This window comes from Kitasatospora fiedleri, from assembly GCF_948472415.1.
Classification (GTDB): domain Bacteria; phylum Actinomycetota; class Actinomycetes; order Streptomycetales; family Streptomycetaceae; genus Kitasatospora; species Kitasatospora fiedleri.
Map to the genome: position 1 here is coordinate 2,958,042 of NZ_OX419519.1, position 14,348 is coordinate 2,972,389.

Sequence of the window (14,348 nt, forward strand, 5' to 3'; positions counted from 1 at the left end):
GCCGCCCGCCCCCGGGGAGCCGGGGACGGGCGGCGGCGGCGGGCCGGGGTCAGTCCGAGGCGATGGCGGCCAGCACGTTCATCCGGGCGGCGCGGAAGGCCGGGACGAGGGCGGCGACCAGGCCGATGACCACCGAGCCGACCAGGACGAAGGCCACGGTGCCGACCGGGACCGTCAGGGTGGTCAGGCCCTGGTCGGCCAGGACGGAGCGGGCGGTGACGCCCCAGGAGAGGCCGAGCGCGGTGCCGAGGACGGCGCCGAACAGGGCGATGACCACGGATTCGAGCCGGACCACCCGGCGCAGCTGGCGGCGGGAGAGGCCGATGGCGCGCAGCAGGCCGATCTCCCGGGTCCGCTCGATCACGGACAGGGCCAGGGTGTTGACCACGCCGAGCACGGCGACCACGATCGTCAGGCCGAGCAGGCCGTAGACCATGTACAGCAGTTGGTCGACCTGGGACCTGATCATGTCCTTGTAGCCGGCTTGGTCCTTGACCGTCAGCTGCGGGTAGGACTCCAGCGACTTCTGCAGGCCGGCGAGCACCGCGCCCTTGTCGGCGCCGGCCTTGGCCCCGGCGAACACCGCGGAGTCCGCGGGCAGTCGGCCGTCCAGCGCGGCGGAGACGGTGGGGATGCCGGTGAAGAAGTTCCCGTCGAAGAGCTGGTTGCCGGTCTTCAGGACGGCGGCGACCGGGAGGGTTTGGGTGCGGCCCCCGCCGTAGTCGACGGTGATCGTGTCGCCCGCGCTCAGGTGGTGCGCGTCGGCGAACTTCTGGTCGACCGAGAGGCCGCCGCTGAAGACGCCCTCGGCGCTGCCGGAGGCGAGCGGCATCCGGAAGTCCCGGGTGAAGCTCGGGTCGGCGGCGATCAGGACCGTCTCGGTGCGGGTGCCGTCGGGGGTGGTGAGGTCCGCCGGGACGGCCTTCTGCCGGGTGACGTGGTCGACGCCCGCGGTGTGGCCGACCGCGTCGACCATGGCCGGGGTGAGGCCGGAGCGGCCGCCGTCCACGATGTAGTCGGCGCCGACGGACCTGTCGATCTGGGCGGTGGCCGAGCTGACCATGGAGGAGGTGACCACGGAGGCGCCGATCACCACGGCCAGGCCGATCATCAGGGCGGCGGCGGTGGAGCCGGTGCGCCGCGGGTTGCGCATCACGTTCCGCTGGGCGAGGCGGCCGGCCGGGCCGAACAGGGCGGGCAGCGCGCCGCCGAGCAGCCGGAGCAGGCCGGAGACCAGCAGCGGGCCGAGCACCACGGCGCCGATCAGGGTGGCGAGCACGCCGAGGCCGATCAGCAGCCCGCCGGTGGCGCCGGTGGCGGCGGCGGCGCCGACCAGGGCGGCGGCACCGAGCAGCGTGACCAGGGCGCCGACCGCGATCCGGACCCGGGCGGCCCGGGGCTCGGCCGGGGCGGCGTGGTCGAGCAGCGCGGCCATCGGGGTGATCCGGGAGGCGCGGCGGGCCGGGACGAACGCCGCGAACAGCGTGACCAGCACGCCGACCGCGTAGGACACGGCGGGCACCGTCCAGGTGACCTCCAGCGCGCCGGCGTCCAGGTTCATCCCGGCGGCCTTCATCAGCTGGATCAGGCCGAGCGCCAGGCCGAGGCCGGCGCCGATGCCGAGGGTGGAGCCGAGCACGCCGAGGATCAGGCCCTCGGTCAGCACCGAGCGGTTGACCTGGGAGCGGCTGCCGCCGATGGCGCGCAGCAGGCCGATCTCCCGGGTCCGCTGGGTGACCAGCATGGAGAAGGTGTTGACGATCAGGAAGCCGCCGACGCCGGCCGCCAGGACGGCGAAGCCGAGCATCGCGTACTTCATGAAGTCGAGGAAGGAGCCGACGTCCGCCGCGTTCTCCGCCCGCTGCTCGGCGGCGGTCCTGGCCTGGAAGCCGCCGCCGAGGTCGGCCAGCGCGGCGGCCTTCAGCTGGTCGTCGCTGCGGCTGCCGTCGCCGAACACCTCGACGGAGGTGTACGCCTCGGTGCCGAGCAGGACCTGCTGGGCGGTGGGGGTGTCCAGGAAGGCGAGGGCGGCGCCGGGGTTGGTGGTGCGGAAGGTGGCGATGCCGGAGATGGTGAAGTCGTGGTCGCCGCGGTCGGAGACGATCCGCAGCCGGGAGCCGAGGCCGAGGCCGGACTTCCGGGCGGTGTCGGCGTCCAGCACGATCTGGTCGGGGCCCTGCGGGACGTGGCCCGAGGTGACGTCGACCGAGTTGCGCGGGGTGTCCGTCCAGTTGCCGGTGAGGGTGGGGGCGCCGGTGGTCGGGCCGACGACCTTGTGGGTGGACGGGTCGACCAGGGTGGCGGTGGAGGTCATGACCTGGCCGAGGGCGGCCTTGACGCCGGGCTCGGCGGCGATCTTCGCCCGGGTCTCGACCGGGACGGTGGGGAGCGCGGCGGGGCCGCCGCGCTCGGCCATCCTGTCCTCCGCCCGGGAGACCGAGAGGTCGGAGGCGGTGGAGGCAAACAGCCGGTCGAAGGTGCCGGTGGCGGTGTGGTAGAAGACCAGGGTGCCGGCCACGAAGGCGACCGAGAGCACCACGGCGAGCAGGGAGAGCACCAGGCGCCACTTGTGGGCGAAGAAGCTCCGCAGCGAGGTCTTGAGCAGCATGTCGTCCGGGCCCCGTCTCAGCTGGTCCGCTTGCCGTCGAAACGGCGCATGCGGGTCAGGACGGTGTCGGCGGTGGGGTTGTGCATCTCGTCGACGATCCGGCCGTCGGCGAGGAACAGCACCCGGTCCGCGTGGCCGGCGGCGACCGGGTCGTGCGTCACCATCACGATGGTCTGGCCGAGTTCGTCGACCGAGCGGCGCAGGAAGCCGAGCACCTCGGCGCCGGAGCGGGAGTCCAGGTTGCCCGTGGGCTCGTCGCCGAAGATGATCTCGGGGCGGGCGGCCAGCGCGCGGGCCACCGCGACGCGCTGCTGCTGACCGCCGGAGAGCTGGCCGGGGCGGTGCTTGAGCCGGCCGGACAGGCCGACGGTGTCGATCACCTGCTCCAGCCAGGCCCGGTCGGGCTTGCGGCCCGCGATGTCCATCGGCAGCGTGATGTTCTCCACCGCGTTCAGCGTGGGGAGCAGGTTGAACGCCTGGAAGACGAAGCCGATCTTGTCCCGGCGGAGCTTGGTCAGCTGCTTGTCCTTCAGCCCGGTGATCTCGGTGTCGCCGATCCAGATCCGCCCCTCGGAGACGGTGTCCAGCCCGGCCAGGCAGTGCATCAGCGTCGACTTGCCGGACCCTGAGGGGCCCATGATCGCGGTGAAGCGAGCGCGCTGGATGTCCACGTCGACCGCGTCCAGCGCCGTCACCCGGGTCTCCCCCGCGCCGTACGCCTTGGTGACCTGCCGGGCCCGGGCGGCCGTGGCGGCCTGCTCCGGCAGGTGTGAGAGATGAGCGGCGTTCGCTGCCGTGGTCACTGAATGCTCCTCGTTCTGGGGTCCACCCGTCGTCCCCCAGCCTTCCGGTCGCCGCACCGGTCGCGGAATCCAGCAGGCATCCGTCTTCGGGGTGGGGCCAGCCCTACCGCGGAGGTGGGGCTGGGGGGTGGGTCCACGCTAGGAGCCGGGGGCGGGGCCGGTCGTCCTCCACCGGGCTGAGCCCCGTCCCGGGAAAGCGTCCGGGGCCCGGGCCCTCTCCCCTAGGGGGTGCCGCGGTGCGGTCTGAGGGTCCGGGCCCCGGACGGGGGCCGTGCGTTGACGGGGGGTCAGCCGGCGGCGGCGAACTCCACCCGGGGGGCGAGCGCGGCGGAGAAGGCGTCCACCACCGGGGTCAGCAGCGTCTCGGTCTCGCGCTCCAGCTCGGTGCCGCCGTCCTCGCGCACCCCGATGTGCCGGTCCAGCACGAACCAGCCCTGGGTGATGTGCCCGGCGCCCATCGAGTTCAGCACCGGCCGCAGCGCGTAGTCCACCGCCAGCACGTGCGCGGTGGAGCCGCCGGTGGCCAGCGGCAGCACCGTCTTGCCGCGCAGCGCGTACTGCGGCAGCAGGTCGAGCAGGGCCTTCAGCAGGCCCGAGTAGGCGGCCTTGTAGACCGGGGTGCCGACCACCACGCCGTCGGCCTGCTCGAACAGCTCGACGGCCCGGGCTATCGCCGGGTCCGAGGTGTCCGCGGCGAGCAGCGCGGCGGCGGGCAGCGAGCGGACGTCCAGGGCGCGCACCCGGTGGCCGTGCGAGGTGAGCCGGCGGTCGACGTGGCGCAGCAGCCGGGTGGTGCGGGAGGTCGCGGACGGGGAACCGGAGACGGACAGGATCACGGCCATGGAGTCACCTCGGGGCGTACGGCTGCGGGCAGGGCGCGGCCGGAGAAAGGGGGGAAGAGGGGCGGCGGGGGCGCGGGTCGCCTGGGGTGAGTGCGCGCGGCGGGAGCGTCAGCCGCGACACAGCGAGCAGGACACCCGGCCGTGGTCGACGTGCCGCCGACGGGTGAGGACCTGAAGCTGCTCCATGCCGTCATGCAAACACGCCCGGTTTCGGCGGGTCAAGGCCGTGCCCGCCTGGTGAACACGGCCCGGAACGGTCCGCGCCCTGCATCAAAACGGCCACAACGGGGCCCGCGGGGGCTCCTCGACCACTGCGCGGCCCCCGGTTCGGGCATCCTTCCCCCATGAACACGTGGCAGGAGCGCCCGGGGGGCGGCGCACACGGGCAGGGCGACGCGGCGCGGGGCCGGAGCGGACCGGCGGCCGAGCCGCCGCTGCCGCCGGAGCTGAATCCGCGCGGCGCGGGCGTCCCGCTCTCCCGTCCCGCCCAGCAGGACCGTCCGAGCACCGGCCGCCCGCCGGGCCCGGACCGCTACTCCGCCGAGGGGCAGCAGCCGTACGGCGGGCAGCAGCCCTACGGCGGGCAGCCCCCGTACGGCGGTGACCAGCCCCCGTACGGGCAGCAGCCGCCCGGGCAGCAGCCGCCCGGCCCCGGCACGAACCGGCCCGGCGGGAACCGGCCCGGCGGGGCCGCGCCCGCGTCCGGGGCCCGGCCGCGCCGCTCGCGCAAGAAGGTCGTCGGCTACTCGGTGCTCGGCCTGGTCCTGGCCCTGCTGGTCACCATGATCGGCACCTACTTCTGGGCGGACGGCAAGCTGCACCACGAGAACGTGCTGGCCGACTACCCGGGTCGGCCGGCGGCCGGCAAGGGCACCAACTGGCTGATCGTCGGCTCGGACAGCCGGGCCGGCCTGACCGACGCCGACGAGCAGGACCTGCACACCGGCTCCGCCGAGGGCAAGCGCAGCGACTCGATGATGATCCTGCACATCGGGGACAACGGGAACACCCTGATGTCGATCCCGCGCGACTCCTGGGTGCAGATCCCGGCCCACCAGGACACCTCCGGCAGCGGCAAGTCCGTCCCGGCCGCCACCCGCAAGATCAACGCGGCCTTCGCGGCGGGCGGCGGGCGGCTGCTGGTGCAGACCGTCGAGACCAGCACGGACCTGCGGATCGACCACTACGCGGAGATCGGCTTCGCCGGGTTCGTCGGCCTGGTGGACGCCGTCGGCGGCGTGGAGATGACCATCGACCAGCCGGTCAAGGACAAGGACTCCGGCCTCGACCTCCAGGCCGGCACCCAGACCCTGAACGGCAAGCAGGCCCTGGCCTTCGTCCGGCAGCGCCACCAGATGGCCGACCAGGACCTCGGCCGGATGCGCAACCAGCAGAAGTTCCTCGGCGCCCTCGCCAAGCAGGCCGCCTCGCCGACCACCCTGCTCAACCCGTTCACCTTCTACCCGCTGGTCTCGGCCGGGCTGGACACCGTGATCGTGGACGACGACGCCGGGCTGAGCGACCTCGGCTCGATGTTCCTCGCCATGAAGGGCGTCACCGGCGGCGAGGGCAGGACCATCACCGTCCCGATCGGCAACGCCGACTACCGCACCCCCACCGGCGAGTCCGCGGTGAAGTGGGACGCGGCGAAGTCCAAGGCGGTCTTCGACGCGATGAGGAACGACACCCCCGTCCCCGACACCAAGTGACCGCCCGCTGAGCGGGAGCGCCCCGGGGCGGCGTCCGGAATTCGCACGGCGAATCCGAACTGCCGCCGCGGGGCGCGTCGTTGGCGGCGCGTCGGGTCGGTCGGCAGGACAATGTCCGCCATGTCGCTGGTGACCTCCCTCATCTACCGCCGCCGCAGCCGGCTGTTCGGCCGCCTGGTCCAGGAGGGCCTGGCCCTCTACGGGGTGGAGGTCCCGGCCGCCGCCGAGATCGGCCCCGGCCTGGTGGTCTTCCACCGCGGCTTCGGCACCGTCCTGCACCCGTACACCACCCTGGGCGCGAACGTCACGCTCTACAACGGCGTCACCATCGGCCGGGCCGACCCGTGGGTCCCGCAGGAGCTCTCCGCGATGCGGCGGGTGGTGCTGGAAGACGGCGTGGTGGTCTGCGCCGGCGCGAAGATCGTCTGCAAGAGCGGCACCCTGACCGTCGGGGCCGACACCGTCGTCGGCGCCAACGCCGTCCTGACCCGCTCGACCGGGCCCGGGGAGATCTGGGCCGGCGCCCCGGCCCGGAAGGTCGGCGAGCGGCAGCGGGTGCACGAGCAGGCCGGCGCGGACCCGCGGTCGTGAGGCCGCGGGGCCGCGCCGGGTCGTTCCCCGCCGCTAGGGGAGGTTGCGGGCCATCACGATGCGCTGGACCTGGTTGGTGCCCTCGTAGATCTGGGTGATCTTCGCGTCCCGCATCATCCGCTCCACCGGGTAGTCCCGGGTGTACCCGTAGCCGCCGAGCAGCTGCACCGCGTCCACCGTGATCTCCATCGCCGCGTCCGACGCGTAGCACTTGGCCGCCGCCCCGAAGAACGTCAGGTCCCCGTCCGAGCGCTGCGACTTCGCCGCCGCCGCGTAGGTGAGCTGCCGGGCCGCCTCCAGCTTCATCGCCATGTCCGCCAGCATGAACTGCACGCCCTGGAAGTCCCCGATCGGCTTGCCGAACTGCCGCCGCTCCCGCACGTACCCCTTGGCGTAGTCCAGCGCACCCTGCGCGATGCCCAGCGCCTGCGCCGCGATCGTCACCCGGGTGTGGTCCAGCGTGCGCATCGCGGTGGCGAAACCCGTGCCCTCCGCGCCGATCATCCGCTCCGCCGGGACGCGCACGTCGTCGAAGTACACCTCACGCGTCGGCGAGCCCTTGATCCCCAGCTTCTTCTCCGGTGCCCCGAACGAGACCCCCGCGTCGCCCTTCTCCACCACGAACGCCGAGATCCCCTTGGAGCGCTTGTCCGGGTCGGTCACCGCCATCACCGTGTAGAACTCCGACACCCCCGCGTTGGTGATCCACCGCTTCACCCCGTTCAGCACCCAGAAGTCCCCGTCCCGCACCGCCCGCGTCCGCATCCCCGCCGCGTCCGACCCCGCCTCCGGCTCCGAGAGGCAGTACGAGAACATCCCCTCCCCCGCGCCAACGCCCCCAGGTACTTCGCCTTCAACTCCTCCGACCCGACAACTGCACCGGCAACGACCCCAGCTTGTTCACCGCCGGAATCAACGACGACGACGCACACACCCGCGCCACCTCCTCGATCACCAGCACCGTCGCCAGCGCGTCCGCCCCCGCACCCCCGTACTCCTCCGGCACGTGCACCGCATGCAGATCCGCCGCCCGCAACGCGTCCAACGCCTCCTGCGGGAAACGCCCCTCCTCGTCCACCGCCGCCGCGAACGGAGCGATCTTCGCCTCCGCCAGCGCACGCACCGACTCCCGGAGCATCACGTGCTCCTCGCCGAGCCGGTAGAGGTCGAAGTCCGCCCCGGAGTTGCCCGCCATGTTGCTCGCCCCTCGCGTTAATTACCGTTAAGTAGTGCTCATCCTAGGGTCGCCGCCGCCGGGGCGGCAGGTGACCGGGGCAACAGGGGCGACCGGGTCAGCTGACGTCCTCGCCGAGGGTGTCGGCGCTGGTGCGGTGCTGGGCGAGGTAGTCGTCCATCCGGTCGGTGCGCATGGCGTTCCACAGCACGCCCGCGGCGCCGTCGTCCATCAGGACCACCGCCTGGCCGTCGATGGTGTCGAAGCCGCCGAAGGGGGCGTTCATGAAGTGGACGCCGTCGGGGCGGACGTCGCGCAGGCTCCAGGCCAGGTCGTAGAGGTCGGTGTTGCTGAGGCGGTCGTCGACGCTGGCGACGTCGCCGATGGTGCCGAGCAGGCCGGTGAGCTTGGCCGGGCTGGAGAGGGTGCCGGAGTCCATGGTCCGGAGCATCAGGGCGCGCAGGAAGTTCTGCTGGCGCTTGGTGCGGTCGAGGTCGCCGTTGGGCAGGCCGTGGCGCTCGCGGACGTAGAGCAGCGCCTCGGCGCCGTCCATGTGGTGGGTGCCGGCCAGCCACTCGCGGGCGTCGCCCTTGGCCTCGATGGTGCGCGGGACGGTGATGTCGACGCCGCCGACCGCGTCGGTGAGGGCCCGGAAGCCGTTCCAGTCGATCACCGCGAGGTGGTCGATCTTGATCTTGGTGAGGTCCTGGACGGTCTGGACCGTCAGCGCCGGGCCGCCCCAGGAGTAGGCGGCGTTGATCTTCGCCTTGCCGTGGCCGGGGACGGGCACCCAGGTGTCGCGCGGGATGGAGACCAGCGAGACCGACTTCCGGTCCGCCGAGATGTGCATCAGCATCATGGTGTCGCTGCGCTGGGCCCCCTCCTGCCAGGCCGGGGCCTTGGCGTCCTTGCCGGTGGTCGGCTGGTCGGAGCGGGCGTCCAGGCCGACCAGCAGGAAGGTCTGGCCGGTGTGCGGGACGGCCGGGGGCTGCTCGGCGGCCGGTACGGTCGGGAAGGCGTCCGGGATGCGCCGCACCGAGGAGGCGTAGTGGTCGGCCGCCCACAGCAGCCCGCCGAACGCCCCGCCCGCCAGCACCAGCAGCACCGCCAGCGTCCACACCAGCAGCCGCCGCCCCCGCCGCCGCCGGTGCTGCCCGGCCGCCGCGGCGCCGGACTCCCCGCCGTCGTGGTTCCCGTCACCGTCGTCGCCGCCGCCCCCGTGCTCGTCGCGGCCGAAGATGCTCAGCGGACCGGGGTCCTCGTCCGGCCCGCCGCCCCGCCCCTTGGAAGTCATGGCGGCATTGTGAACCTTCCGTACAGACCTTCGAGCGAAAACCGTGAAACCGGGGCATCCGCGGCGCCCGGCGGTGCGGCTACCATCAGTGGCTGCGGCCGTCGCTCACCCCTGGTACGGCCCGGATCGAAGGGAACGCGCGTGGCTCCCCGCATCACGGTGATCGGCACCGGCTACCTGGGCGCGACGCATGCCGCGTGCATGGCGGAGCTCGGGTTCGAGGTCCTGGGGCTCGACGTCGACCGGGACAAGCTCACGGCGCTGGCCGCGGGCCGGGTGCCGATGTACGAGCCGGGGCTGTCCGAGCTGCTGCTCAAGCACGTGGCGGGCCACGAGGGTTCCAGCGGCCGGCTGCGGTTCACCGACTCCTGGGAGGAGGTCGCGGCCTTCGGCGACGTGCACTTCCTCTGCGTGAACACCCCGCAGCGCAAGGGCGAGTTCGCGGCCGACATGAGCTACGTGGACTCCGCGCTGGAGTCGCTGGCCCCGCTGCTGGAGCGGCCGGTGCTGGTGGTCGGCAAGTCGACCGTGCCGGTGGGCTCGGCGAACCGGCTGGCGGCCCGGCTGGCCGAGCTGGCCCCGGTCGGGGCGGGGGCCGAGCTGGCCTGGAACCCGGAGTTCCTCCGCGAGGGCTTCGCGGTCGGCGACACCCTGCACCCGGACCGGCTGGTGGTCGGCGTGCGCAGCGAGCACGCCGAGCGGGTGCTGCGCGAGGTGTACGCGGGGCCGATCTCGGACGGGGTGCCGTTCGTGGTGACCGACTTCCCGACCGCCGAGCTGGTGAAGGCCGCCGCGAACTCCTTCCTGGCCACCAAGATCTCGTTCATCAACGCGATGGCGGAGGTCTGCGAGAGCGCCGGCGCCGACGTGGTGCAGCTGTCCAAGGCGCTGTCGTACGACGACCGGATCGGCCGGAAGTTCCTGAACGCGGGCCTGGGCTTCGGCGGCGGCTGCCTGCCCAAGGACATCCGGGCGTTCATGGCGCGGGCCGGGGAGCTGGGCGCGGACCAGGCGCTGACCTTCCTGCGCGAGGTCGACTCGATCAACATGCGGCGCCGCTCCCGGATGGTGGAGCTGGCCCGCGAGCAGTGCGGCGGCGGCTTCCTGGGCCGCCGGGTCGCGGTGCTGGGCGCGGCGTTCAAGCCGAACTCGGACGACATCCGGGACTCGCCCGCGCTGAACGTGGCCGGGCAGATCCAGCTCCAGGGCGCCCAGGTCACGGTCTACGACCCGAAGGCGATGGACAACGCCCGCAAGATGTTCCCCGGCCTGTCCTACGCGGCCACCCCGCTGGAGGCCGCCGAGGGCGCGCACGTGGTGCTGCACCTGACGGAGTGGCAGGAGTTCCGCGAGCTGGACCCGGCGGAGGTCGGCGCGGTGGTCGCCGAGCGCCACCTGGTGGACGGCCGCAACGTGCTGGACGGCGAGGCCTGGCGGGCCGCCGGCTGGACGTACCGGGCGATGGGCCGCCCGCCCGTGGAGTAGCCCCCGACGCACCCGGACGGCCGGGCCCGGAATGCCCGGGCCCGGCCGTCCGTTCTCAGCGGCATGAGCTACGGAGACGACGCCACCGTCCGGAAGATCCTCAACTCCTCCGGCGACACCTGGGCCGTGGTCGGCCTGTCGAACAACACCGCGCGCGCCGCGTACGGCGTGGCCCGGGTGCTCCAGCGGGCCGGGAAGCGGATCGTGCCGGTGCACCCGAAGGCCGAGACGGTGCTCGGCGAGCCGGGCTACGCCTCGCTCGCCGAGGTCCCGTTCCCGGTCGACGTGGTGGACGTGTTCGTCAACTCCGCGCTGGCCGGCCCGGTCGCCGACCAGGCGGTGGCGAAGGGCGCGAAGGCCGTCTGGTTCCAGCTCGGGGTCATTGACGAGGCGGCCTTCGCCCGCACCCGCGCGGCCGGGCTGGACATGGTGATGGACCGCTGCCCGGCGATCGAGCTGCCGAGGCTCTGACGCCGGCTCAGCCCCCGATCGGGAAGGCGATGTCGCAGACCGGGTCGGACGGCGCGGCGCCCGCCCAGTCGGTGAAGTAGACCTCGCGGCCGGGGCCGGTGCGCGGGCTGCCGTTCCGTTCCATCCAGGCGCAGACGGCGTCGTACGCGCTGAGGATCTGCGGGTACTCGACCTGCGCCTTGGTGAGCGTGGTGTACGCCTCCCGGTGCGCGGGTTCGACGCGGTGCGCGGCGGTCAGGCCCGCGGCGCGGGCCGGGTCGACCGGGACGCAGACCTCGACCGGGCCGTCGGCGTCCTCGTTGACGTCCCCGTGGTAGATCACGAACGGGGCGGCCGCCACGCCGCCGTGGGCCGCCGCGACGGCCTCCAGCCGGGCGGTGGCCTCCGGGATGAAGCGGGGCAGTTCCTCCGGCCTGGCGCGACGCCGCTCGGTGAGCACCAGCTGCTCGGGCACGTCCCGCTGTTCGATCCGGTACATCTCGTCGATCCCTTCGAGTCCGCTCAGTTGGACGCGGAGGTGGTCGGCCAGCGTCCGCTGCGAGGCGGTCCGCCGTTCGACGGCGGCCCAGTACGCGGCGATCCGCTCCGCCGCCGCGGGGCCCGGCAGGGCGAGCACCTCGGCGACGGTGGCCAGCGGCATGTCCAGGCCGCGCAGCCGGACGATCAGCCGCGCGGTGGTCAGCCGCTCCGGCCGGTAGTAGCGGTAGCCGCTGTCCGGGTCGATCCGGTCCGGCGGCAGCAGCCCCTGCCGGTCGTACAGCCGCAGCGCCTTCGGCGACAGCAGGCCGCGACGGGCGAACTCACCGGTGGTGAGCAGCCGTTCCTCCTCCACACCGGCCACGTTCGGGCCTGCCCCAGGGGCGGGGTCAAGTCCGTCGCTCATGCGCCGTCCAGCTGCTCCCGGGTGGCGATCGAGGGGCGGCGCTCGGCCCGCAGCCGGCGGGCGGCCGTCTCGGCGCCGCGCAGCACCCGGACGGCGTTGTGCCAGGTGAGCTTGGCGAGGTCGGCCTCGGACCAGCCGCGGCGCAGCAGTTCGGCGACCAGCACCGGGTAGCCGGAGACGTCCTCCAGGTCGGCCGGGGTGAACGCGGTGCCGTCGTAGTCGCCGCCGAGGCCGACGTGGTCGATGCCGGCCACCTCCCGCAGGTGGTCGAGGTGGTCGGCGACGGTCGCGGCGGTGGCGGTCGGGCGGGGGTGCTCGGCCTCGTAGGCGCGCTGGACGGCCATCGCCTCGGGGGTGGTCTCCAGCGGGTGCAGGCCCTTGGCGCGCATGTTGGCGTCGGCGGCGAGCGTCCACTCGATGGCGGCGGGCAGCACGAACTTGGGGACGAAGGTGGCCATCACGACGCCGCCGTTGGCGGCCAGCGCGGTCAGCACGTCGTCCGGGACGTTGCGCGGGTGGTCGCAGACGGCGCGGGCGGAGGAGTGCGAGAAGACCACCGGGGCCTCGGAGACCCGCAGCGCGTCGCGCATGGTGTCGGCCGAGACGTGCGAGAGGTCGACCAGCATGCCGAGCCGGTTCATCTCCCGCACCACCTCCTCGCCGAACGCGGTGAGCCCGCCGTGCGCGGGCTCGTCGGTGGCGGAGTCGGCCCAGGGCACGTTGGAGTTGTGGGTGAGCGTCAGGTAGCGCACGCCCAGCTCGTACAGCGCGCGCAGGGTGGCCAGCGAGGAGTTGATGGAGTGGCCGCCCTCGGCGCCCATCAGCGAGGCGATCCGGCCCTCGGCGCGGGCGGTCTCCAGGTCGTCGGCGGTCAGCGCGAGCCGCAGGTGCTCGGGGTACCGCTCGGTCATCGCCCGGACGAAGTCGACCTGCTCCAGCGTCGCGCTGACCGCGCCGTCGCCCGCCAGCTCGGCGGGCACGTACACCGACCAGAACTGCGCGCCGACCCCGCCCGCCCGCAGGCGGCCGAAGTCGGTGTGCAGCCGGTGGCTCTGGTCGGCCGTCAGGTCGACGGCGTCGAGGTCGTACCCGGCCTGGGCGCGCATCGCCCACGGCAGGTCGTTGTGGCCGTCCACCACCGGCGTGGTGCGCAGGACGGCCCGGGCGCGGTCGAGCAGTTCGGGGGTCATGCCCCCGTTCTACCGCCGAGCCGGGGGAAAGGTCATCCCCGGCGCGTCGACCGGCCGGGGCGCCGGGGCCCGTGCGGTCCGACCCTCGCTCAGCGGGGTTTCCCACCAAGGGAATTGCCACGTTCCGTACTCGTCGCGTCACGCTTCGCCGCTAAGCTGAACGGCGCAGACGCCCGGTGGACGGGACGCCGGACGGCGGGTTCCCGGGGGCCGTGGCGTGCGGATCGCCCAACAGGGAGGGGAAGGCCATGAGCTTCCCGGAGCGAGAAGTCGACCCGTCTCGGAGTGCGCGGCACTTCTACGGGGCCGAGATCCGACGGCGACGGGCGGAACTCGGCTGGTCCCTCGTCAAGCTCGCCGAGGGGGTGCACTTCTCCGTCAGCACGCTGTCCCGGGTCGAGAACGGGGACGTCAGGGTGCCCCGGGGGCTGTCGGAGATGCTGGACCAGGTCTTCCGGACCGACGGCCTCTTCGTCCGGCTGCTCCCGCTGGCGCTGCGGGAGGACCACCCGGCGAAGTACCAGGAGATCCTGGCCATGGCGGACCAGGCGCTCACCGACGAGTCCTACAGCCCCATCGTGCACGGCCTGCTCCAGACCGAGGCGTTCGCACGGCACATGCTGCGCACGGGTCTCCCCTACGCGGCGGAGGAGGAGGTGGAGGAGCGGGTCCGGGCCCGGATGGGCCGACAGCTCCGGCTGCGCAACTCGGAGTGCCGGTACTGGTTCATCCTGGACGAAGGCGCGTTCCACCGTTTCTACGGCGGCCCGGCGGTGATGGCCGAGCAGCTGCGGGCGATCCTCGACGTGGCCAGGCTGCCCAACGTGGTCGTGCAGGTGCTCCCGTTCAAGTCCGGCGGGCACTCCGAGACCTCCTCGCTGTGGCTGCTCTCGCTGCCGGGCGGCGACCGGCTCGCGTACGAGGAGAGCAGCCGGGCGGGGACGATCTTCGAGAAACCATCGGACATCGCGGAGCGGCAGTGGCTCTACGATCTACTACGGGCTCAGGCACTGCCCCCGCAGGACTCCGAGCTCACGATCAGCTCGATGCTGGAAGGACTGGCTTCTGATGCACCCTGACCTCAACGCCCCCGCCGAGGCGCGCCGTTGGCGCAAGAGCAGTTACAGCAACACTGACGGCGGCGGGTGCATCGAGGTGGACGACGCCCACCCCGGCCACGTCCGCGACTCCAAGGACCCCGACGGCCCCGTCCTGCACTTCCCCGCCGCCGCCTGGCACACCTTCGTCACCGCAGTCACCGCCGGAGAGTTCGGCACCGTCTGACCGGCCCGGCCCCC

General features: G+C 73.3%; 12 protein-coding genes and 1 pseudogene. 6 read left to right on the forward strand and 7 right to left on the reverse strand.

The features are described 5' to 3' along the window. Positions 1-49: 49 nt before the first annotated feature. The 3 genes from QMQ26_RS13615 to ssuE form a co-directional block, all read right to left on the reverse strand. Positions 50-2,608, reverse strand: a complete 2,559-nt coding sequence (locus tag QMQ26_RS13615) for an ABC transporter permease (RefSeq protein WP_282205864.1) — start codon at positions 2,606-2,608, stop codon at positions 50-52. Between the two features lie 17 nt (positions 2,609-2,625). Next, positions 2,626-3,411, reverse strand: a complete 786-nt coding sequence (locus QMQ26_RS13620) for an ABC transporter ATP-binding protein (RefSeq protein WP_199847030.1) — start codon at positions 3,409-3,411, stop codon at positions 2,626-2,628. Between the two features lie 287 nt (positions 3,412-3,698). Next, positions 3,699-4,253, reverse strand: a complete 555-nt coding sequence (ssuE, locus tag QMQ26_RS13625; protein WP_100837995.1) for an NADPH-dependent FMN reductase — start codon at positions 4,251-4,253, stop codon at positions 3,699-3,701. 344 nt (positions 4,254-4,597) lie between these two features. On the opposite strand from ssuE, the gene QMQ26_RS13630 reads away from it, so the two are divergent. Beyond that, a complete protein-coding gene (locus QMQ26_RS13630; protein WP_282205865.1) occupies positions 4,598-5,962 on the forward strand; it encodes an LCP family protein in 1,365 nt (454 codons plus the stop codon). Positions 5,963-6,082: 120 nt separating this feature from the next. Beyond that, a complete protein-coding gene (locus QMQ26_RS13635; RefSeq protein ID WP_282205866.1) occupies positions 6,083-6,553 on the forward strand; it encodes a serine O-acetyltransferase in 471 nt (156 codons plus the stop codon). A 33-nt stretch (positions 6,554-6,586) separates the two neighbouring features. On the opposite strand, the pseudogene QMQ26_RS13640 reads toward QMQ26_RS13635, so the two are convergent. Both QMQ26_RS13640 and QMQ26_RS13645 read right to left on the reverse strand, forming a co-directional pair. Further along, positions 6,587-7,748 (reverse strand): annotated as a pseudogene (locus QMQ26_RS13640) (acyl-CoA dehydrogenase family protein). A 97-nt stretch (positions 7,749-7,845) separates the two neighbouring features. After that, positions 7,846-9,021, reverse strand: coding sequence for an LCP family protein (locus QMQ26_RS13645; protein ID WP_282205867.1), 1,176 nt, complete (start codon positions 9,019-9,021; stop codon positions 7,846-7,848). Positions 9,022-9,162: 141 nt separating this feature from the next. Between QMQ26_RS13645 and QMQ26_RS13650 the strand changes: the two genes are divergently transcribed. Both QMQ26_RS13650 and QMQ26_RS13655 read left to right on the forward strand, forming a co-directional pair. Next, entirely contained in the window at positions 9,163-10,506 is a 1,344-nt protein-coding gene (locus QMQ26_RS13650; protein ID WP_282205868.1) for a UDP-glucose dehydrogenase family protein, read from the forward strand. Between the two features lie 63 nt (positions 10,507-10,569). Then, positions 10,570-10,977 (forward strand): CoA-binding protein, encoded by a 408-nt coding sequence (locus QMQ26_RS13655; RefSeq protein WP_282205869.1) that lies wholly within the window; start codon positions 10,570-10,572, stop codon positions 10,975-10,977. 7 nt (positions 10,978-10,984) lie between these two features. Here QMQ26_RS13655 and QMQ26_RS13660 read toward each other — a convergent pair whose 3' ends face one another. Then, positions 10,985-11,860, reverse strand: coding sequence for a MerR family transcriptional regulator (locus QMQ26_RS13660; protein ID WP_282205870.1), 876 nt, complete (start codon positions 11,858-11,860; stop codon positions 10,985-10,987). Further along, on the reverse strand, positions 11,857-13,050 hold the full coding sequence (locus QMQ26_RS13665; protein ID WP_282205871.1) for a dipeptidase: 1,194 nt from the start codon (positions 13,048-13,050) through the stop codon (positions 11,857-11,859). The genes QMQ26_RS13660 and QMQ26_RS13665 overlap by 4 nt, the downstream gene beginning before the upstream one ends. Positions 13,051-13,298: 248 nt before the next feature. On the opposite strand from QMQ26_RS13665, the gene QMQ26_RS13670 reads away from it, so the two are divergent. Together QMQ26_RS13670 and QMQ26_RS13675 are read left to right on the forward strand one after the other, a co-directional pair. Next, complete coding sequence (locus tag QMQ26_RS13670; RefSeq protein WP_282205872.1) at positions 13,299-14,129, forward strand: helix-turn-helix domain-containing protein; 831 nt, start codon at positions 13,299-13,301, stop codon at positions 14,127-14,129. After that, on the forward strand, positions 14,119-14,334 hold the full coding sequence (locus QMQ26_RS13675) for a DUF397 domain-containing protein (RefSeq protein WP_282205873.1): 216 nt from the start codon (positions 14,119-14,121) through the stop codon (positions 14,332-14,334). The genes QMQ26_RS13670 and QMQ26_RS13675 overlap by 11 nt, the downstream gene beginning before the upstream one ends. Positions 14,335-14,348 lie beyond the last annotated feature (14 nt).